Origin of the sequence: Bifidobacterium phasiani (assembly GCF_019331775.1) — a bacterium.
Lineage (GTDB): Bacteria > Actinomycetota > Actinomycetes > Actinomycetales > Bifidobacteriaceae > Bifidobacterium > Bifidobacterium phasiani.
The window spans coordinates 52,388-72,447 of the sequence record NZ_JAHBBD010000005.1; the positions used below are offsets into that span (position 1 = coordinate 52,388).

Consider the following 20,060-nt stretch of genomic DNA (forward strand, 5'->3'; position numbering starts at 1 on the left):
CGTCAGTCACGACCTTTCCATGGCGAACAGCTGCTGGGAATGTTCCTGAATGCTCATGATCTGGTAGTCGTCGCTCCTCACGGCCTCGATGGCCATCAGCACGGCGGAGAACTCGGTCATCGTCGTGAACTGCGGCACGTCGGCGGCGATGGCCGCCGAGCGGATGGCGTAGCCGTCGGAACGGGAGCCGCGCGAGTTGGGCGTGTTGAGGATCATGTCGATCCGGCCCTCCTCGATCAGGTCGACGACGTTCTTGCCGATGCTGCCCGCCGCCCGCTTGACCGTGACCGGCTCGTCGGGGTCGGAGTCCATGCGCAGGCTGATCTTGTCGACGATCTTCGAGTCGATGCCGTAGCGGCGCAGCACCGAGGCGGTGCCCTCGGTGGCCCAGATCGTGAAGCCGAGCTCGACCAGGCGCACCGCCATCAGCGGCAGCTGGCGCTTGTCGGCGTCGTTCACGGACACGAACACGTTGCCGCCGGTCGGCAGGCCGCCCTCGTAGGCGGCGAGCTGGCTCTTGGCGAAGGCGTGCGGGAAGTCGCGGTCGAAGCCCATGACCTCGCCGGTCGAGCGCATCTCGGGGCCGAGCAGCACGTCGACGGTCTTGCCCACCGGGGTGCGGAAGCGCTTGAACGGCAGGACGGACTCCTTGACGGCCACCTGCTGGCCGGGGTGGATCGTGCCGCCGTCGCCCTCGGGCAGCAGCAGCCCGTTCTCGCGCTGCTGGCGGATCGTCTCGCCGGCCATGATGCGCGCGGCGGCCTTGGCCAGCGCCACGCCGGTGGCCTTCGAGGCGAACGGCACGGTGCGCGAGGCGCGCGGGTTGGCCTCGATGACGTACAGCGTGTTCGCCATGAACGCGTACTGCACGTTGATCAGGCCCTGCACGCCGCAGCCCTTGGCGATGGCGTACGTGCCCTCGCGCAGGCGGCGGATCTGGTCGTCGGACAGCGTCGAGGGGGGCAGGGTGCAGGCCGCGTCGCCGGAGTGGACGCCGGCCTCCTCGACATGCTCCATGATGCCGCCGATGTACAGCTCCTCGCCGTCGAACAGCGCGTCGACGTCCACCTCGATGGCGTCCTGCAGGAACTTGTCGATCAGCAGCGGCGAGGGCAGGCGGCCCGAGACCACGGTGTCGGCGCGGGCCTCCGCGAGCGCGCGTTCGACGTACTTGCACAGCTGCGCGTCGTCGTAGACGATCTCCATGCCGCGGCCGCCGAGCACGTAGCTCGGGCGCACCAGCACCGGGTAGCCGATCGAGTGGGCGGCCTCGCGCGCCTCGTCCAGGCTCAGCGCGGTGCCGTAGCGCGGCGCGTTCATATGCGCCTTGCGCAGCACCTCGCCGAACAGCTCGCGGTTCTCCGCCAGGTCGATGGACTCCGGCGTGGTGCCCAGGATCGGCACGCCGGCGGCCTTCAGGCGGGCCGCCAGCGACAGCGGCGTCTGGCCGCCGAGCTGGACGATGACGCCCTTGACCGGGCCCATCCGCTTCTCGGCCTCGTAGATCTCGAGCACGTCCTCGAAGGTCAGCGGCTCGAAGTACAGGCGGTCGGACATGTCGTAGTCGGTCGACACGGTCTCCGGGTTGCAGTTGACCATGATCGTGTCGTAGTCCTTGCCGAGCTCCTGCACCGCGTGCACGCAGGTGTAGTCGAACTCGATGCCCTGGCCGATGCGGTTCGGGCCGGAGCCCAGGATGATCACGGCCTCGCGGTCGCGGCGGCGCAGCTCGCTCTCGTCGGCGTAGCAGGAGTAGTAGTACGGGGTGACCGCGTCGAACTCGGCCGCGCAGGTGTCGACCGTCTTGTACACCGGCCGCAGGCCGAACGCCCAGCGCAGCTCGCGAACGACGTTCTCGCCCTCGTCGCCCAGGCCGCGCAGGTGGGCGATCTGCAGGTCGGACAGGCCGGCCTGCTTGGCCTTCTTCAGCAGGCGGCGGTCCAGGACCTCGGCGGCCCGCACCTCGTGCGCGGTCCGGTCGATCAGCGTGAACTGGCGCAGGAACCACGGGTCGATCTTCGTGGCGGCGAACAGCTGCTCGATCGTGGCGCCGCCCCAGATGGCGCGCATGATCTGCAGGTAGCGGTCCTCGGTCGGCACCCTCATCGCCTCGAGCAGCTCGGCGACCTCGGCCTCGTCGGGGCGTTCGCCGTCCCAGCTGAAGCCCATGTGGCGCTTGTCGATCGAGCGCATGGCCTTGCCGAGCGACTCCTGGAAGCTGCCGCCGAGCGCCATCGCCTCGCCGACGGACTTCATCGAGGTGGTCAGGCGCGGGTCGGCGCCCGGGAACTTCTCGAACGCGAAGCGCGGCACCTTGGTGACCACGTAGTCGATGGTCGGCTCGAAGCTGGCCGGGGTCGACTGGGTGATGTCGTTGCGGATCTCGTCGAGCGTGTAGCCGAGGGCCAGCTTGGTCGCGATCTTGGCGATCGGGAAGCCGGTGGCCTTCGAGGCGAGGGCCGAGGAGCGCGAGACGCGCGGGTTCATCTCGATGACGATGATGCGGCCGGTCTCGGGGTGCACGGCGAACTGGATGTTGCACCCGCCGGTGTCGACGCCCACGCCGCGGATGATGGCGATGCCGATGTCGCGCAGCTTCTGGTACTCGCGGTCGGTCAGCGTGAACACGGGGGCCACGGTGATCGAGTCGCCGGTGTGCACGCCCACCGGATCGACGTTCTCGATCGGGCAGACGACCACGACGTTGTCGTTCTTGTCGCGCATCAGCTCGAGCTCGAATTCCTTCCAGCCCTCGATGCCCTCCTCCAGCAGCACCTCGTCGGTCGGCGAGTAGTGCAGGCCGGCGCCGGCGATGCGGTGCAGCTCCTCCTCGTCGTGCGCGATGCCGGAGCCCAGGCCGCCCATCGTGAAGCTCGGGCGCACCACGATCGGGAAGCCGAGCTCAGCGGCGATGCGGTCGACCTCCTCCATCGAATGCGCGATCTCGGAGCGCGCCGACTCGGCGCCGGCCTGCTCGACGACCTGCTTGAACAGCTCGCGGTCCTCGCCGCGGTCGATGGCCTCCAGCGAGGCGCCGATCAGCTCGACGCCGTACTTCTTGAGCACGCCGGCCTCGCCGAGCGCCATCGCGGCGTTCAGCGCGGTCTGGCCGCCCAGCGTCGGCAGCAGCGCGTCCGGGCGCTCCTTGGCGATGATCTGCTCGAGGATCGGGGTGGCGATCGGCTCGATGTACGTGGCGTCCGCCATCTCCGGATCGGTCATGATGGTGGCCGGGTTCGAGTTGACGAGGATGACCCTGATGCCCTCCTCGCGCAGCACGCGGCAGGCCTGGGTGCCCGAGTAGTCGAACTCGGCGGCCTGGCCGATCACGATCGGGCCGGAGCCGATGACCATGACGGACTTGATGTCGGTGCGCTTAGGCATTGCGGGCCTCCTCCTTGGTGGTACGCATGAGATCAACGAAACGGTCGAACAGATAGGAGGCGTCGTGCGGGCCGGCGGCCGCCTCCGGATGGTACTGCACGGAGAACGCGGGGATGTCCATGCACTGCAGGCCCTCGACCACATCGTCGTTCAGGTCGATGTGGGAGACGAACACGCGGCCGTACCGGCCGTCGCCGTACGGGGCCGGCACCGGGCCGCCGATCGGCGCGTCGACGGCGAAGCCGTGGTTGTGCGCGGTGACCTCGATCTTGCCGGTGGTCATGTCCTTGACCGGCTGGTTGATGCCGCGGTGGCCGAACTTGAGCTTGTAGGTGCCGAAGCCGAGCGCGCGGCCCAGCAGCTGGTTGCCGAAGCAGATGCCGAAGAACGGGTAGCCCGCGTCGAGCACGCGGCGCAGCAGCTCGACCTCGGGGTCGGCCTGCTCGGGGTCGCCCGGGCCGTTGGAGAAGAACACGCCGTCGGGGTCGAGCGCCTGCAGCTCGTCGAACGTGATGGTGGAGGGCACGACGTGCACGCGGCAGCCGCGCTCGGCCATGCGGTGCGGGGTCATCGCCTTGATGCCCAGGTCGACGGCGGCCACGGTGAACAGCGGCTCCCTGCCCTCGAACTCGCCGCACGGCTCGATCGTGTACGTCCGCTCCGTGCTCACCTCGTCGTACAGGCTCAGGCCCTTCATCTGCGGGGTGGCGCGGACCGCGTCGAGCAGGTCGTCGATGGTGCGCAGGCGGCCGTTGGCGTCCGCCAGGCCGTCGCCGGAGAAGATGCCTGCGCGCATCACGCCCGCGGAGCGCAGGTGGCGGACGAGCTTGCGCGTGTCGATGCGGCTGATGCCGACGATGCCGTTGGCGACCAGGTCGTCGTCCAGGCTGCCGGTGGCCCGCCAGTTGCTCACGTTCGGGCTGGGTTCGCGCACGACGTAGCCGGCGACCCAGATACGGGAGGATTCCGGATCCTCGCCGTTGATTCCGGTGTCCCCGATGTGCGGGAACGTCTGCACCACGATCTGACGGTCGTAGCTGGGATCGGTCAGTGTCTCCTGGTAGCCGGTCATGCCGGTCGCGAAGACGATCTCGCCGCTCGTCGAGCCGCGTGCGCCGTAGGGCTCCCCCACATACACCTGTCCGTCCTCAAGCACAAGAACGGCATCGTCGAAGGAAAACGCCACGGTTTCGGAATCGGTCTGGTTCACCAAAACCCCCTTAATCCTTGGGTCGAATCTAACCCCATAGGATATCGGCCGGTTAGGACTCGCCGCCGGCCGAAATCCTCGAAAAATCAATCGTTTTCTACGGACTCGCCGGACTGGGCGCCAAGGCCGCCCCCGGTGTCCTCCCGCTCGGCGTCCGGCTCGGACGCATCGGACGGGTCGGACGCCTCAATCGGGCCGTCCGCAGCCCCGTCGTCGGAGCCGCCGGTGCCATCCGCATCGGCGGATTCGCCCGACGGTTCGGACGCGGCTGCCTCCTTGGCCGAGCACACCGCGCTCAGCAGGCCGTGGATGAACGACGGGGCGTCGTCGTCGCACAGCGTCTTGGCCAGTCCCAGCGCCTCGTCGATGGCCACCTTGTCGGGCACATCGTCGTTGAACAGGATCTCCCAGGCGGCGATGCGCAGGATGTTGCGGTCGACCACGCCCATGCGGCGGACCTTCCAGCGGTTGGAGTGCGCGTCGAGCGTGCGGTCGATCTCGCGACGGTGGCCGGCCACGCCGCGCACGATCTCGATCGCGTAATCGGGAAGCGGGGTCTGCGCGCCGGGGACGGCGATGCGCTCAGCAAGAAGGGACAGGATGTCCTGTCCCTTCTCGTCCGCTTCGTACAACGTGTTCAGAGCCCTCTTGCGGGCGGTGGAACGTGCCATGAAGCTCTCGGTTTCCCTTCGGCGTCAGTTGTTCTCACGGCCGAGGTAGGAGCCGTCGCGGGTGTCGACCTTGACCTTCTCGCCCTCGCCGATGAACAGCGGGACCTGGATCTCGGCGCCGGTCTCCACGGTGGCGGGCTTGGTGCCGGCGTTGGAGCGGTTGCCCTGCAGGCCGGGCTCGGTGTGGGTGATGGTCAGCACCACGGAGGCCGGCAGCTCGACGGACAGCGGGGTGCCGTCGTGGAAGCTCACGATGCAGTCGGTGCCCTCGAGCAGGTACTTGCTCTGGTCGCCGACCAGGGTCTTCGGGATGTAGATCTGGTCGTAGGTGGTCATGTCCATGAAGACGTAGTTGTCGCCGTCCTCGTAGGAGTACTGCAGGGTGCGGTTGTCGACGGTCTCGAACTCCATCTTCATGCCCGCGTTGAAGGTCTTGTCGACGATCTTGCCGGACAGCACGTTCTTGATGGTGGTGCGCACGAAGGCCGGGCCCTTGCCGGGCTTGACGTGCTGGAACTTGATGACGGTCCACAGCTGGCCGTCCAGGTTCAGGACGGATCCGTTCTTGATGTCGTTGGTAGTCTGTGCCACGGTATTCACCTATTCACTCGATGGTTTCTTGGCAAGGTTCAAAATAAGCCTCGCCTATTATGCCACCATCCCTATACAGCGCGCGGGGTCATGGGTCGCGCGGACCGCACCCGGCCGACGGGCGGGCGATGCGATGCGTGCGGATTGCACTTGGCCGGGCGGCCGACCACACGGACGATGCGGCGCGCGGATCGGTGACGGGTATGCCGCGAGGCTCATGACGTCCGCGCCCCATCCCATGCCCCAGAAAGCGAACCGTGCAATATGCGCATCGGCAATGATGCCCATGACCCCCGTGGTACGGTGCCTCCGCACGTGCCAATACACCGTACCGTACCGCGGTACGGTACGGTGCGACTCGGATGCGGCGTGTCGGCATAATGTACCGCGAGGCCCGCTTCCGTGGCCCGCGGACGACCGATTCGGGGTGTGCAATCGACGCCGTCGACCAAGCTCCAAGTAGCATGCCACTGAGCTGCCCCTCCCCAACAAACAGCATGACCTGACGATACGCCGTCGTTTCAATGCGTGCATTGTGCCCCCTCCCCCCAACAAGCAGCATGACCACTGAGCTGCTCCCCCAACAAGCGACTTGCGTTGAGTCCCTTGGGCGTAGAGCCGAAGCGGCCGGCACCGAATCTCCGTGCGGGCGGGCGCCCGCCCGCACCCGGCGTCGACCATCGCCGAACAATGCGGGAGCGCATACGCCAACGGGTGCCTGCTCGCGCCCGGCGTCGACGCCTGCGAGGACGGGCCTGAGCGTCAGAGGGGGGGGGATGGACCGGACGACCGTGACACACCCGACACACCCGGATAGGGCCCACGTTTCTTTATCTAGCCTCCACGCTTCGATCCCTAACCTGCGTTTTCCTTGCTTACCCCCGATCCGCGCCGTGCGGCGATCCGCGCCGCACCGCGTAACGACCGGCGCCGCAATCCCCCCCCCATATACGACGCATCCCCCTGGGCACAGGTCCCAGGGGGATGCGTCTATCGCGCTAGTTCAAGCGTGTCGGATGCCCGCCGATGAAAATCAGGCGAGGATCTTGGTGACACGGCCCGAGCCGACGGTGTGGCCACCCTCACGCACGGCGAAGGTCAGGCCCTCCTCCATGGCGATCGGCTGGATCAGCTCGACGGTGAAGGTCGCGTGATCGCCCGGCTGGACCATCTCGACGCCCTCCGGCAGAGCGATGACGCCGGTGACGTCGGTGGTGCGGAAGTAGAACTGCGGACGGTAGTTCGAGAAGAACGGCGAGTGACGGCCGCCCTCGTCCTTGGTCAGGACGTAGACCTCGGCCTCGAACTTGGTGTGCGGGGTCACCGAACCCGGCTTGGCCACGACCTGGCCGCGCTCGACGTCGGTGCGGTTGATGCCACGCAGCAGCAGACCGGTGTTGTCGCCGGCCTCGCACTCGTCCATCTGCTTGTGGAAGGTCTCGATGGAGGTGACGGTGGTGCTCTGGGTCGGGCGGATGCCGACGATCTCGACCGGGGTGTTGATCGGCAGCTTGCCGCGCTCGACACGGCCGGTCACCACGGTGCCACGGCCGGAGATGGTGAAGACGTCCTCGATCGGCATCAGGAACGGCTTGTCCAGGTCGTGGACCGGGGTCGGGATGTAGTCGTCGACGGCCTGCATGAGCTCCTTGACGGCGTCGACCCACTTGTCGTGGTCCGGGGCGTCGTCGTGCAGCGCGCCGTAGGCGGACACGTGGATGACCGGGCAGTCGCGATCGAAGCCGTTCTCGTCGAGCAGGTCACGGACCTCCTCCTCGACCAGCTCGATGAGCTCCTCGTCGTCGACCATGTCGCACTTGTTCAGGGCGACCAGGATCTTCGGAACGCCGACCTGACGGGCGAGCAGCACGTGCTCGCGGGTCTGGGCCATCGGGCCGTCGGTGGCGGCCACAACGAGGATGGCGCCATCCATCTGGGCGGCACCGGTGATCATGTTCTTCACGAAGTCGGCGTGGCCCGGGCAGTCGACGTGAGCGTAGTGGCGCTTCTCGGTCTGGTACTCGATGTGCGCGATGTTGATGGTGATACCACGCTGCTGCTCCTCCGGAGCGGCGTCGATCTGGTTGAAGTCGTACGCCGGGTTGACATCCGGGTACTCCTCGTGCAGCACCTTGGAGATGGCCGCGGTCAGGGTCGTCTTGCCGTGATCGACGTGGCCGATGGTACCAATGTTAACGTGCGGCTTAGTACGCTCGTACTTTGCTTTTGCCATGGTGTGTTGTCCTCCTGGACGTTCTCGTAGTACTCCCCGGGCTTCTGGCCCGAGGCACTCGCTACATTGTACTGGGTTGCTGGGTTGTGTGCCACCGTGGTGCCCTGAACCCAGTCAGCGCTACAAGATACTAGCGCTGACTGGAGACAGATCGCGCCCTCGGCGGCACCGTGTGTCACTCGCCGCGCTGGGCCTTGATGATCTCGTCGGAGATCGCCTTCGGGACCTCGGCGTAGGAGTCCATCTGCATGGTGAACATCGCGCGGCCCTGGGTCTTCGAGCGCAGGTCGCCGATGTAGCCGAACATCTCGCTCAGCGGGACCTTGGCGTCGATGACCTTGACGCCGGTGGCGTCGGTCATCGACTGGATGGCGCCACGACGGGCGTTCAGATCGCCCATGACGTCGCCCATGTACTCCTCCGGCGTGCGGACCTCGACGGCCATGATCGGCTCGAGGATGACCGGGTTGGCCTTCGGGGCGGCCTCCTTGAAGCACATGGAGCCCGCGATCTTGAAGGCCATCTCCGAGGAGTCGACGTCGTGGGTCTGGCCGTCGGTGACGGTCGCCTTGACGCCCACGACCGGGAAGCCGGCGAGCACGCCGGACTCCATGGCCTCCTGCACGCCCGCATCGATCGAAGGAATGAATTCCTTGGTGATGTGGCCGCCGGTGACCTCGTTGTGGAACTCGTAGGTCTCGCCGTTCGTGGTGTCGAGCGGCTCGAAGTTCATCAGCACCTTCGCGAACTGGCCGGAACCGCCGGTCTGCTTCTTGTGCGTGTACTCCTGGTTCATCACCGGCTTGCGGATGGTCTCGCGGTACGCGACCTGCGGCTTGCCGACGTTGCACTCGACCTTGAACTCGCGACGCAGACGGTCGACGATGATGTCGAGCTGCAGCTCGCCCATGCCGGAGATCAGCGTCTGGCCGGACTCCTCGTCGGTCTTGACCTGGAAGGTCGGATCCTCGTCGGAGAGCTTGGCCAGCGCGATGCCCATCTTCTCCTGGTCGCCCTTGGTCTTCGGCTCCACGGCCACCTCGATGACCGGGTCCGGGAAGGTCATGGACTCCAGCGAGATCGGGGCCTTCTCGTCGCACAGCGTGTCGCCGGTGGAGACGTTCTTCAGGCCCACGAAGGTGTAGATGTTGCCGGCCGAAGCGCCGTCGACCGGGTTCTCCTTGTCGGCGTGCATCTGGAAGATCTTGCCGACGCGCTCCTTCTTGCCCTTGGTGGAGTCGAGCACGTTGTCGCCGGGCTTGACGGCGCCGGAGTACACGCGCACGAACACGAGCTTGCCGTAGAACGGGTGGGTCGAGATCTTGAACACGAGGGCCGAGAACGGATCGTCGACGACCGGCTTGCGGTCGATCTCGATGGACTCGTCCTTCGGGTCGAAGCCGACGATGGAGGGCACGTCCTCCGGGCTCGGCAGGAAGTCGACCACGGCGTCCAGCATCGGCTGCACGCCCTTGTCCTTGAACGCGGAGCCGCACAGCACCGGGTACGCCTCGCGGGCGATGGTCAGCTTGCGGATGCCGGCGCGGATCTCGTCCTCGCTCAGCTCGCCGGACTCGAGGTACTTCTCGAGCAGCTCCTCGTCGGACTCGGCGACCATGTCGAGCAGCTCGGAACGATACTGCTCGGCCTTGTCCTGCAGGTCGGCCGGGATGTCGACGGTGTCGTAGTGGGCGCCCATGTCGTCCTTGACGTCGTTCCAGACGTAGGCCTTCATGCGGATCAGGTCGACGACGCCGACGAAGTCGTTCTCGGCGCCGATCGGCAGCTCGACGACCAGCGGGGTCGCGCCCAGCTTGTCCTTGATGGTCTGGACCGAGTAGTAGAAGTCGGCGCCGAGCTTGTCCATCTTGTTGATGAAGCAGATGCGCGGGACGCCGTACTTGTCGGCCTGACGCCACACGGTCTCGGACTGGGGCTCCACGCCCTCCTTGCCGTCGAAGACGGCGACCGCACCGTCGAGCACGCGCAGCGAGCGCTCGACCTCGGCGGTGAAGTCCACGTGGCCCGGGGTATCGATGATGTTGATCTGATACTTGTCGCCGGTGTCGTGGGTCTGACGGTTCCAGAAGCAGGTGGTCGCGGCGGACTGGATCGTGATGCCGCGCTCCTGCTCCTGAGCCATGAAGTCCATCGTCGAGGCGCCGTCGTGGGTCTCGCCGATCTTGTAGTTCTTGCCGGTGTAGTACAGGATACGCTCGGTGGTGGTGGTCTTACCGGCATCGATGTGGGCCATGATGCCGATGTTGCGGACCTTGTTCAGGTCAGTGAGCACGTCTTGTGCCATGAGTGTTTTCCTTAGCTCTCGTAGTCGAGTGATTACCAGCGGTAATGAGCGAAGGCCTTGTTCGCCTCCGCCATCTTATGAGTATCCTCGCGGCGCTTGACAGAGGCGCCCAGGCCGTTGGAGGCGTCGAGGATCTCGTTGGCAAGACGCTCGGCCATCGTCTTCTCGCGGCGGGCGCGCGAGAAGTCGGTCAGCCAGCGCAGCGACAGCGTGTTCGCGCGGGCCGGCTTGACCTCGACCGGGACCTGGTAGGTCGCGCCGCCGACTCGGCGGGAGCGGACCTCGAGGCTCGGGCGGATGTTGTCCAGGGCGCGCTTGAGAACGGCGACCGGCTCCTGGTCGGTCTTCTCCTTGACCATGTCGAGCGCGGAGTAGACGATGTCCTCGGCGATCGACTTCTTGCCGTCGAGGAGGATCTTGTTGATGAGCTGGGCCACGACGGTCGAGCCGTAGATCGGATCGGGCAGCAGCTGGTGCTTCTTGGAGGGTCCTTTACGTGACATGTCTCTTACTTCGCCTTCTTTGCTCCATACAGGGAACGACCCTGCTTGCGGTCCTTGACGCCCTGGGTATCGAGTGCGCCGCGCACGATGTGGTAGCGCACGCCCGGCAGATCCTTGACACGGCCGCCGCGCACGAGCACGATGGAGTGCTCCTGCAGGTTGTGGCCCTCGCCCGGGATGTAGGCGGTGACCTCGATGCCCGAGCTCAGGCGCACACGGGCGACCTTACGCAGAGCCGAGTTCGGCTTCTTCGGGGTGGTGGTATACACACGGGTGCACACGCCGCGGCGCAGCGGGCTGCCCTTCAGGGCCAAAGTCTTCGACTTCTTCGGCTTGGCCTGACGTCCCTTACGGACGAGCTGTTCAATCGTAGGCAACTGAATTCTCCGATTCGTTGGTTGTTCTTCCTGTGGGGTCGCCGCACTGCGCCCACACTTTTCCCCGAATCGGAAAAGATACAGCCCAGTCCACCGGCCCGATGGCCCTCCGCCCTCCTGCCGCCGCATTACTGCGCGCAATCTCACGGGCTCGGGGATATCCCACTGCGCACGCCTGTCACATAAGGCATGCCAATGGCACACACGAATATTCAGCATACCATACGCCTGGACAAGTCGGCCCGCGGCGCGCCTCGGTCCAGTCGCATCGCATGGCGCGGCGCGTCGGACGCTCGTCGCAGGAACCGCACGGCGCCGGGACGCCGGAACGTCCATCACGACGCCCGCCGGCGTCGGTACGGCCTGATGCCCGAAAGGGGCTCTTCCGGTTTTGGCGTGTAGGTGGAGGGTGTAAGGGCCGCGTTGTTTTATTGGTTGTGTGAATGGAAAATCGAATAAGACAACGCGGCTTGGTATCGAGTGTACCGCGTTCGATGGTCGCGTGCTGCTCGGGTTGGACGTGTTGGGGCTGATCCCGGTGTCCCAGCGTCGCGTGGATCGGGGCGACCGGGGCGGGGTATGGCTGGTCGGGTGCGAGCCGGAGACCGACGTGTCGGCCCGGTCGTGCCGCGCGTGCGGCGGCGTGGCGCGCGTCAGGTCTTCGTGGACGCGCCGGCTGGTGCATGTGCCGGTGGGCCAGTGCTCGACGCATCTGCTGGTGCGGGTGCGCCGCTACGAGTGCCGGTACTGCACGCGGCGGTGGACGGACGATCTGCGCCGCGCCGCCCCGGACGGCGGGGCGATGACGGAGGCGGCCGCGTGGTGGGCGGTCGCGGAGGTCGTGTTGAAGTCGAAGAGCGTCCTGGCGTGCGCGCGCGACCTGCATTGCTCGTGGGACATGGTCAATCAGGCGGTCCTGGACAGGGGGCTGGAGCATCTGATCGGCGACGAGCGCCGGTTCGACGGGGTGCGGATGCTGGGCGTGGACGAGCACGCGTGGCGGCATACGCCCCGCGGCAGCCGGTACGTGACCGTGGTCGTGGACCTGACCCCGAGAAAAGACGGGCGGCCCGCCAGGCTTCTGGACGTGGTCGAGGGCAGGAGCGAGAAGGCGTTCGCAGACTGGCTCGCCGCGCGGCCGGAATCGTTCCGGGAGAACGTGCAGGTCGTGGCGATGGACGCGTTCGCCGGGTACAAGAAGGCCGCCGCCCGCCAGGCGCCCCACGCGGTCGAGGTCCTCGACCCGTTCCACATGGTCCAGCTCGCCGGCCAGAAGGTCACCAAGGTCAGATGCCGGCTCCAGCGGGAGGCCACCGGACGGCGGGGCACCAGACGCGATCCGCTCTACCAGTGCCGCAGAATCCTGCTGAAGACCGAATCGCTGCGCACCGACAGGCAGAGGGAAAAGACCGACGAGCTCCTGTCGGACCCGGCCAACGGCCCGCTGCGCCTCGCGCACGGCGCCTACCGGAAGATCATCGCCTGCTACGCGCACCCCGACAAAAGGAAGGGACGCGGCATGATGGCCGAGCTGATCGAGTCCCTCGCCGCCCCCGGCGCCTGCAAAGGCTGCCCCGAACTCGCCGTCCTGGGACGCACCATGAAGAAACGCATGAAGGACATCCTCGCCTTCTTCGACTGGGACAACAGCGCCAACGGCCCCACCGAGGCCATCAACGGCAGACTCGAGACCCTACGGGGCATCGCCCTCGGCTTCACCAACCTCGGCAACTACATCACCCGCAGCCTCCTGCACACCGGAGGCTTCAAACAAGCCATCCAACCCCACCTCCTCCGATAACCCACCTACACGCCAAAACCGGAAGAGCCCCGAAAGGGCCGCGCGGGTGAGGAACGTCCATCGCGACGCCCGCCAGCGTCGGTTTTGGTTGGTAAACAACAAGGCGACTGCGTTTTAGCGGACGCTGGGCGATCCCCAACGTCGGTTCGGTAGCACACGTGCCGCCGCAAGTGCTACGGAACCGACGCCGGGATGGGAGACGGCCGGGCAGAAGACGACACCCGGACGAAAAACGACAACGAACGGGAAACGGCAACCGGGCACGGAGGCGGTCGCAACGCCGAGGAACCCGGCGGGGCCGGCGGCGCGGACGGCATCGCCCCGGCCGGAAGACGGCCGAATCGCCGAAAACCCGGGAACGGCACCGGCACCGGCTGGAATGAATAACCCGCCAGACACCCCGACACCACCGAATGCCCGCCACCGGACACACAATCTGGCCTATAACCCCAGGCCCGGCGGGGCCGGCGAGTCCGAAAACGCGGAAGGCCCCGCACCGAGATGCGGGGCCTACCGACCGTGGGGTGGATAACGCGACTCGAACGCGCGACCTGCTGAACCACAATCAGCTGCTCTACCGGCTGAGCTATATCCACCATGTGTGTGTCCGGCGTACCGGATTCGCACAACAGATGGATACTATACATGATTTTTTGGACATAGCCTATTCGGCGCGTCGTGACCCCGGCATGATCTCCCGAAAACCGCGGAATTCCAGTCCCCTGCCACACGACACGCCAACGCGCGGTCCGACCGGCATGACACGCCGGCGCGGAGCCCGACCGGAACCGGCCATGTCGTCGCGCGCCCGACGCGACCGTCATCATCGGCCTTGATTCCGCCCCCCCTATCGCCATGTCGACGCATGCCCGACACGAACCGGCATGTCCGCCGAGGCCGCTTCGGTTCGCATGGGGCCGCACCAGCGGAGGCGGCGGCGGTGCAGGCTGGCGGGGAGCCGCTTCGGTTCGCATGGGGTACACCGCCCCACCCCGACGCGGCCCGTGGACGTCGGGGTCGCGGCGGTTTGGAATATGCGCGGATGGATGATAATTGACGCGGCCCGTGGATGTCGGGATCGCGGCCTTCCGAGCAACGCCATGCCGGCGCGCACCCGGCGCGGCCGCTAGACGAAGCGCGTCAGGTCGAGCGTGCGGACCGCCCGGGCCGGGTTGCCCACCACGACCTCGCCGTCCTCTACGTCGCGCGTCACCACCGCGCAGGCGCCCACGATCGCATGCCGTCCGACGCGCACGCCGGGCAGCACAGTCGCGCCGGCGCCGATCCACGCGCCCTCCTCGATGCGGATGGGCCGGCAGGTGAGCACCATCCGGTCGTACGGGTCGTGGTTGTTGGTGATGAGCTGCACGTTCGCGGCGATCTGCACGTCGTCGCCGATCTCGATCCCGCCGCGCGCCATCGCGAGCAGGTTGGCGTTGATCACGACGCCGCGGCCGACGACGATGCGGTCGAGGCAGGTCCCCCGGATCGGCGCCGCGACCGTGCTGCCCTCGCCCAGGCGGTCGCCGAAGATCGCGCGCAGCGCCGCGTCGTATTCGGGCGTGCCGGGCATCGCGTGGTCGAGCTCGAACATGAGCCGCGACAGGCGCTCGGCCTGGGCGCGTTCCTCCGGAGTCGCGGTCCGGATGTCGTATCTGGTCTCCTCACACTGCATGGCGTCTCCTTCCGTCCCGGTTGCGCGCGTCCATGGTAACGCCGCCGTCCGCGTCCGGGGCCGTCTGCCGCCGTCTGCCGGACCGGCCGAGCAACCTGCGCGCCGCCGCCAGCTCCCGGGCCCGGACGTCTCCGCACCGGACGCGATGAGCAAAAGCGAACATGCGGCCGCCACCCATGTTCGTTTCCGTTCATCTCATGTTTTCTTGAAAACACCTCTCCCGATTGGGTTTTGCGACATTCCGAAGACTTTCCATGTGCGCATGATCGCGTATAATGAAAGTGGAGGCCGGAGTTACGGTCGGGCGGAACAGCCACCAGGCGGTAACGAAGCGTCACCCGTCGGGATGCACGCAACGCCTCCAATAAAAACTTCAGACGAGCGCCGCGCACGGCACAGCGATGGAGCATGCGGCAGACGGCAAGGAGGCCGTGGGGCGCGGCGGTGAGGTAACAGAGGAACAGTGGCGATGATTGACAACGATTCGCGCAGGGCGGCGCGAAGCACGAGGGTACGATGATCACCTCCTTCCCCGGAGACGGCCCCGGAACCGTAAGATCGGTTCCGGGGCCGCCTCACGTCCGGGGCCGGTCCGGACACACGGTCCCGGATTCCGGGGCGCAGGCGCCGTGGCCGGCGGAATCGGACTAGACTGCGTTGCGGCACCACCACGCGGTGCCGTCACACCGTCTCACGGAGGATTTCCCATGCTGTCATTCGAGAACGACTACTGCTGCGGCGCCCACCCGGCGATCCTCGAGCGCCTCGCCGCCGCCAACGCCACGCAGTTCCCCGGCTACGGCTCCGACGAGGTCTGCGAGTCGGCCAAGGCGAGGATCCGCGAGGCCTGCGGCGCGCCCGACGCCGACGTCTGGTTCCTGGTCGGCGGCACGCAGACCAACCAGACCGTCATCGACGCCGTCACCCCCGCGTACGCCGGCGTCGTCGCGGCCGACACCGGGCACGTCAACGTGCACGAGGCCGGCGCCATCGAGGCCACCGGGCACAAGGTGCTGACGCTGCCCCACCACGACGGCAAGATCGACCCGGCCGAGCTGGACCGGTACTGCGCCACGTTCTACGCGGACGGCAACTACGAGCACATGGTCTTCCCCGGCACCGTGTACGTCTCGCACCCCACCGAATACGGCACGCTGTACACGCTCGACGAGCTCACGGCGCTGCGCGAGGTCTGCGACCGCTACGGCATGCCGCTGTTCCTGGACGGCGCCCGCCTCGGCTACGGCCTGACCGCCCCGGGCACCGACGTGACGCTGCGCGACATCGCCCGGCTGACCGACGTGTTCTACATCGGCGGCACCAAGGTCGGCGCGCTGTTCGGCGAGGCCGTGGTGTTCACGCACGGCAACGCGCCGAGGCACTTCCTCACGCTGATCAAGCGGCACGGCGCCCTGCTGGCCAAGGGCTGGCTGCTCGGGCTGCAGTTCGACACGCTGTTCGACGGCGGGCTGTACCTCGACATCGCCCGCCACGCCAACGACGCGGCGGCCCGCATCCGCGACGTGCTGCGCGAACGCGGCTACACGCTGACGATGGACACCCCGACCAACCAGATCTTCATCACGATGGACAACGACGTCGCGGCGCGCCTGCAGGAGCACGTGCGGCTCGGGTTCATGGAGAAGGCGGACGACACGCACACCGTCATGCGCATCTGCACCAGCTGGTCGACCACCGACGAGCAGGTCGACGAGCTGATCGCCCTGCTGTAGCGGCGCACGCCACGCCACGCCGCATCACGCCGCGGTCAGCTCATGGCCGCGCGCATCGGCGATGGCCTCGCGCTCCATCGCCACGAACCGCCGCACGCTCTCCTCGACCGAGTAATGCTCCCTGGTGTGCTCGGCGTAGCGCGCGCCCCACGCATTGAGCTCGCCCGGGTGGTCGAGCCACCAGTCGATGCGGTCGGCGAGCGCCTGCGCGTCGCCCACCGGGAACAGCGACTCCTCGCGCAGCGCGAAGTGCCCGGCGGCGCTCAGCGGCGAGGACGCGATGATCGGCACGAGCCCGCTGGCCATGCCCTCCAGCACGCTCACCGATTCGAGGTCGGCGATCGAGGGATGCACGAACAGGTCGGCCGAGCGCAGCAGCGCCGGCATCTCGGCGTTGCGGTGGAACCCGATCGAGGCCGGGCGCGGCAGCAGGCGCGCCGCCTCGCGCTGCAGCCTGCGCTTCAGCGGACCGGTGCCGGCGATGGTCAGCTGGATGTCGTCGGCGTGCCGGCTCAGCGCCACGGCCCGGATCAGCGTGATCTGGTCCTTCTCGTTGCTCAGGCGGCCGGACGCGATGATGCGGATCGGCCAGTCCGGCGGCTCGTCGCCGGGGCGCTGCCGCTTGGCCGTGAACCGCGGCTCGTAGCCGTTCGAGATCACGTGCAGCTTGGACGTGTAGCCGTGCGAGCGCAGCAGCTCGGCCCCCAGCTCGGTGGGGACGTGCACGTGCCCGACGTTGCGGTACAGCCAGTGGCGGAACAGCCAGTAGATGAACGAGTCGATGCCCGGCACGTACTTCAGCGGGCCGGCGGAGTACGTGATGTTCTCCGGCTGCACGTGGTAGCCGGCGGTCACCGGCACGCCCATCTGCCGGGCGACCCGGCAGGCGTGCTGCCCGAAGCGGAACGGCGTGTAGATGTGCACGACGTCCGCCCCGAGGAACGCCGCGCGGAACAGCGTGTCGCTGGGCTCGGCGAACTGCATCTGCTGCTTCCTGGCCACCCAGCTCACCAGCGGGACGTGGTTGACCTTCGCCGGGAAGTCCGGCGCCCCGATGCCCACCAGCCGGATCCGGTGCCCCTGCCGTTCGAGTTCCCGCGCCCACTGCAACGCCGAGTTGGATGTGCCGTTGCCCCGGTTGCCCGACGTGTCGACCACCATCGCGATGGTGAGCGGATCCTCCACCTTCACCTTGTTCTCTTGCATGTCATCATGGTACCGCCGCCCCGGAATGCGGCCGCTCCTCCCCCGGGATGATTGCCCGCGGCGCCGCGGGCCGCCCGCTATCGCCCGCCGATGGCACAATGTGTGGTATGGCTCAGAACACGACTGCTTCCCTTGACGATTCCCTCGACGCCCCGCGCCCGGCCGACGGCGCCTGCCCCCTGGACGACCGCCCGCTGGGCACCCCCCTCGGCGAGCGCCGGACCCGCGTGCTCTTCCTGGGCTCCGGCGAGCTCGGCAAGGAGGTGGTGATCGAGCTGATGCGCCTGGGCGCGTGGGTGTGCGCGGCCGACTCGTACGCGGGGGCCCCGGCCCAGCAGGTGGCGCACGAGTCGCGCGTGCTCGACATGGCGAACGCCGCCGAGCTGCGCGCGCTGTTCGACGAGGTCCGCCCGGACATCATCGTGCCGGAGGTCGAGGCGATCGCGACCTCGGAGCTGGCCGGGGCGGCCGCCCGCGGCGCGCAGGTGGTGCCGAGCGCCGAGATCGCGGCCATCTGCATGGACCGCGAGCGGCTGCGCGTGCTCGCCCACGAGGAGCTGGGGCTGCCGACGACCCCGTACCGCTTCGCCGGCACGCCGGAGGAGCTGCGCGCCGGGGCGTCGGCCGTGGGCTACCCGTGCGTGGTCAAGCCGGTGATGAGCTCGTCCGGCCACGGCCAGTCCGTGGTGCGTTCCGCCGACGGCATCGACGCCGCGTGGACCGAGGCCCAGCGGGGGCGCCGCGCCGCGGACGAGGGCGACGTCTCCCGCGTGATCGTGGAGGCGCTGGCGCCGCTGGACTACGAGCTGACCGTGCTGACCGTCAGCTCGTCGGCCGGGATCGTCACCTGCGCGCCGATCGGGCAGCGCCAGGAGGGCGGCGACTACCGCGAGTCGTGGCAGCCGGCGGCCACCGACGGGGCCGTGGCCGAGCGGGCCCGCGAGCTCGCCCGCGCCGCCGTCGAGGGGCTGGTCGCCAAGGCCCGGGCGACCGGCGAGCGCGGCTGGGGCGTGTTCGGCGTGGAGCTGTTCGTGCTGACCGACGGCACCGTGCTGTTCAACGAGGTCTCCCCGCGCCCGCACGACACCGGCATGGTGACGATGGCCTCGCAGAGGCTCAGCGAGTTCGCGCTGCACGCCCGCGCGATCCTGGGCATGCCGGTCACGCCGGGGCACGTGGCCCTGTCGCTGCCGCAGGGCGCGGCGGCGGCCAGCCACGCGATCGTGGTCGAGGGCGACGGGCAGGCGGTGTTCGGCGGCACGGCCGCCGCCCTGGCGGAGCCGGGGACCGACCTGCGCATCTTCGCCAAGCCCGGGGTGCACGGCCACCGGCGCATGGCCGTCGCGCTGGCGGTCGGCGGGGACCCCGACGACGCCCGCGCCCGGGCCGCGCGCGTCGCGGACGCGCTGCGCGTCGACGTGCGCTAGGCGCTCGGGTGCCCCCTCCCGCCGCCGGGGCGCCGCCGCACGGCGTGTGTCGGGATGTATCCGGCGGTTGGTAGCCTGTTGCCCGTAAGTTCATCCCCTGATATGCCGCGGATTGTCGCGGTTTCGGAAGGCGAGTCATGGAGAAACTGGAGAAGCTCTACGAGGGCAAGGCCAAGAAGCTGTACGCGACCGACGACCCGGACGTGCTCTGGGTCGAGTACATGAACCAGGCGACCGCCGGCAACGGCGAGAAGAAGGCCCAGATCGAAGGCAAGGGGGCTCTGAACAACCGCATCACCGCCGTGGTCTTCGACCTGCTCAGGGCCCGCGGCGTGGACAGCCACTTCGTGCGCCGCATCTCCGAGACCGAGCAGCTGGTGCGCAAGATGAACATGTACCCGCTGGAGATCATCATGCGCAACACCGCGGCCGGCTCGTTCGCCAAGCGCTACGGCGTCGAGGAGGGCACCGAGCTGAACAAGCCGATCCTGGAGTTCTGCCTGAAGTCCGACGAGCTGGGCGATCCGTTCATCAACGAGGACGGCATCGTGGCCCTCGGCCTGGCCGACGAGGACGAGGTCGCCGAGATCTCCCGCCAGGCCCGCGCCGTGAACGCCGCGCTGACCGACATCTTCGCGAGGATCGACGTGCGCCTGGTCGACTTCAAGATCGAGGAGGGCCGCACCTCGGACGGCGCGATCCTGCTCGCCGACGAGATCACCCCGGACACCTGCCGTTTGTGGGACCTCAAGGACCGCAGCGGCCGGATCGAGCACCTCGACAAGGACCTGTTCCGCCGCGACCTGGGCAACATCATCCCGGCCTACGAGGAGATCCACGACCGCCTGACGGCGCTCGCCAAGGCCGAGGGCCTGGACGAGGCCGAGTGACCTTCGGGCCCGCATCCGACGGCTCAGCCGGGTGCGGGCCTTCGCAATACCGAC

Annotated in this window: 14 protein-coding genes and 1 tRNA gene; 4 read left to right on the forward strand and 11 right to left on the reverse strand. The window is 67.9% G+C overall.

Annotated elements, in window-relative coordinates:
• Positions 1–6 precede the first annotated feature (6 nt).
• From carB to rpsL, 8 genes are all read right to left on the reverse strand, one after another.
• Positions 7–3,384, reverse strand: a complete 3,378-nt coding sequence (gene carB / locus KIH73_RS03330) for a carbamoyl-phosphate synthase large subunit (protein WP_219080531.1) — start codon at positions 3,382–3,384, stop codon at positions 7–9.
• Positions 3,377–4,594, reverse strand: coding sequence for a glutamine-hydrolyzing carbamoyl-phosphate synthase small subunit (gene carA, locus KIH73_RS03335; RefSeq protein ID WP_219080533.1), 1,218 nt, complete (start codon positions 4,592–4,594; stop codon positions 3,377–3,379). The genes carB and carA overlap by 8 nt, the downstream gene beginning before the upstream one ends.
• Positions 4,595–4,680: 86 nt before the next feature.
• Entirely contained in the window at positions 4,681–5,265 is a 585-nt protein-coding gene (gene nusB, locus KIH73_RS03340; protein WP_219080535.1) for a transcription antitermination factor NusB, read from the reverse strand.
• A gap of 24 nt (positions 5,266–5,289) precedes the next feature.
• A complete protein-coding gene (gene efp / locus KIH73_RS03345) occupies positions 5,290–5,856 on the reverse strand; it encodes an elongation factor P (protein WP_219080537.1) in 567 nt (188 codons plus the stop codon).
• Positions 5,857–6,889: 1,033 nt separating this feature from the next.
• Positions 6,890–8,089: an elongation factor Tu gene (gene tuf, locus KIH73_RS03350; RefSeq protein ID WP_219080539.1), complete on the reverse strand. Its 1,200-nt coding sequence runs from the start codon at positions 8,087–8,089 to the stop codon at positions 6,890–6,892.
• Positions 8,090–8,264: 175 nt separating this feature from the next.
• Entirely contained in the window at positions 8,265–10,394 is a 2,130-nt protein-coding gene (fusA, locus tag KIH73_RS03355) for an elongation factor G (protein ID WP_219080541.1), read from the reverse strand.
• A 32-nt stretch (positions 10,395–10,426) separates the two neighbouring features.
• A complete protein-coding gene (gene rpsG / locus KIH73_RS03360; protein WP_003836460.1) occupies positions 10,427–10,897 on the reverse strand; it encodes a 30S ribosomal protein S7 in 471 nt (156 codons plus the stop codon).
• Between the two features lie 5 nt (positions 10,898–10,902).
• The gene (gene rpsL / locus KIH73_RS03365) at positions 10,903–11,274 is read right to left on the reverse strand and encodes a 30S ribosomal protein S12 (RefSeq protein ID WP_003813881.1); all 372 of its coding nucleotides are present in this window, start codon (positions 11,272–11,274) and stop codon (positions 10,903–10,905) included.
• A gap of 502 nt (positions 11,275–11,776) precedes the next feature.
• Here rpsL and KIH73_RS03370 point away from each other — a divergent pair.
• Entirely contained in the window at positions 11,777–13,075 is a 1,299-nt protein-coding gene (locus KIH73_RS03370) for an ISL3 family transposase (RefSeq protein ID WP_420830213.1), read from the forward strand.
• 520 nt (positions 13,076–13,595) lie between these two features.
• On the opposite strand, the gene KIH73_RS03375 is transcribed toward KIH73_RS03370, so the two are convergent.
• Positions 13,596–13,671, reverse strand: a tRNA-His gene (locus KIH73_RS03375).
• Positions 13,672–14,201: 530 nt separating this feature from the next.
• Positions 14,202–14,750, reverse strand: coding sequence for an acyltransferase (locus tag KIH73_RS11050; RefSeq protein WP_219080542.1), 549 nt, complete (start codon positions 14,748–14,750; stop codon positions 14,202–14,204).
• Between the two features lie 707 nt (positions 14,751–15,457).
• Between KIH73_RS11050 and KIH73_RS03385 the strand changes: the two genes are divergently transcribed.
• Positions 15,458–16,483, forward strand: coding sequence for a threonine aldolase family protein (locus KIH73_RS03385; RefSeq protein WP_219080543.1), 1,026 nt, complete (start codon positions 15,458–15,460; stop codon positions 16,481–16,483).
• Positions 16,484–16,507: 24 nt separating this feature from the next.
• On the opposite strand, the gene KIH73_RS03390 is transcribed toward KIH73_RS03385, so the two are convergent.
• Positions 16,508–17,689, reverse strand: coding sequence for a glycosyltransferase (locus KIH73_RS03390; RefSeq protein WP_219080545.1), 1,182 nt, complete (start codon positions 17,687–17,689; stop codon positions 16,508–16,510).
• Positions 17,690–17,796: 107 nt separating this feature from the next.
• On the opposite strand from KIH73_RS03390, the gene purT reads away from it, so the two are divergent.
• Both purT and purC read left to right on the forward strand, forming a co-directional pair.
• Positions 17,797–19,116, forward strand: coding sequence for a formate-dependent phosphoribosylglycinamide formyltransferase (purT, locus tag KIH73_RS03395; protein ID WP_219080547.1), 1,320 nt, complete (start codon positions 17,797–17,799; stop codon positions 19,114–19,116).
• A gap of 137 nt (positions 19,117–19,253) precedes the next feature.
• Complete coding sequence (purC, locus tag KIH73_RS03400; RefSeq protein ID WP_219080549.1) at positions 19,254–20,006, forward strand: phosphoribosylaminoimidazolesuccinocarboxamide synthase; 753 nt, start codon at positions 19,254–19,256, stop codon at positions 20,004–20,006.
• Positions 20,007–20,060 lie beyond the last annotated feature (54 nt).

Excerpts from the sequence above, each read along its gene's own strand:
- carB (WP_219080531.1), bottom strand. The coding sequence starts at position 3,384 with ATGCCTAAGCGCACCGACATCAAGTCCGTCATGGTCATCGGCTCCGGC.
- nusB (WP_219080535.1), bottom strand. The coding sequence starts at position 5,265 with ATGGCACGTTCCACCGCCCGCAAGAGGGCTCTGAACACGTTGTACGAA.
- tuf (WP_219080539.1), bottom strand. The coding sequence starts at position 8,089 with ATGGCAAAAGCAAAGTACGAGCGTACTAAGCCGCACGTTAACATTGGT.
- fusA (WP_219080541.1), bottom strand. The coding sequence starts at position 10,394 with ATGGCACAAGACGTGCTCACTGACCTGAACAAGGTCCGCAACATCGGC.
- rpsG (WP_003836460.1), bottom strand. The coding sequence starts at position 10,897 with ATGTCACGTAAAGGACCCTCCAAGAAGCACCAGCTGCTGCCCGATCCG.
- KIH73_RS11050 (WP_219080542.1), bottom strand. The coding sequence starts at position 14,750 with ATGCAGTGTGAGGAGACCAGATACGACATCCGGACCGCGACTCCGGAG.
- KIH73_RS03385 (WP_219080543.1), top strand. The coding sequence starts at position 15,458 with ATGCTGTCATTCGAGAACGACTACTGCTGCGGCGCCCACCCGGCGATC.
- KIH73_RS03390 (WP_219080545.1), bottom strand. The coding sequence starts at position 17,689 with ATGCAAGAGAACAAGGTGAAGGTGGAGGATCCGCTCACCATCGCGATG.
- purT (WP_219080547.1), top strand. The coding sequence starts at position 17,797 with ATGGCTCAGAACACGACTGCTTCCCTTGACGATTCCCTCGACGCCCCG.
- purC (WP_219080549.1), top strand. The coding sequence starts at position 19,254 with ATGGAGAAACTGGAGAAGCTCTACGAGGGCAAGGCCAAGAAGCTGTAC.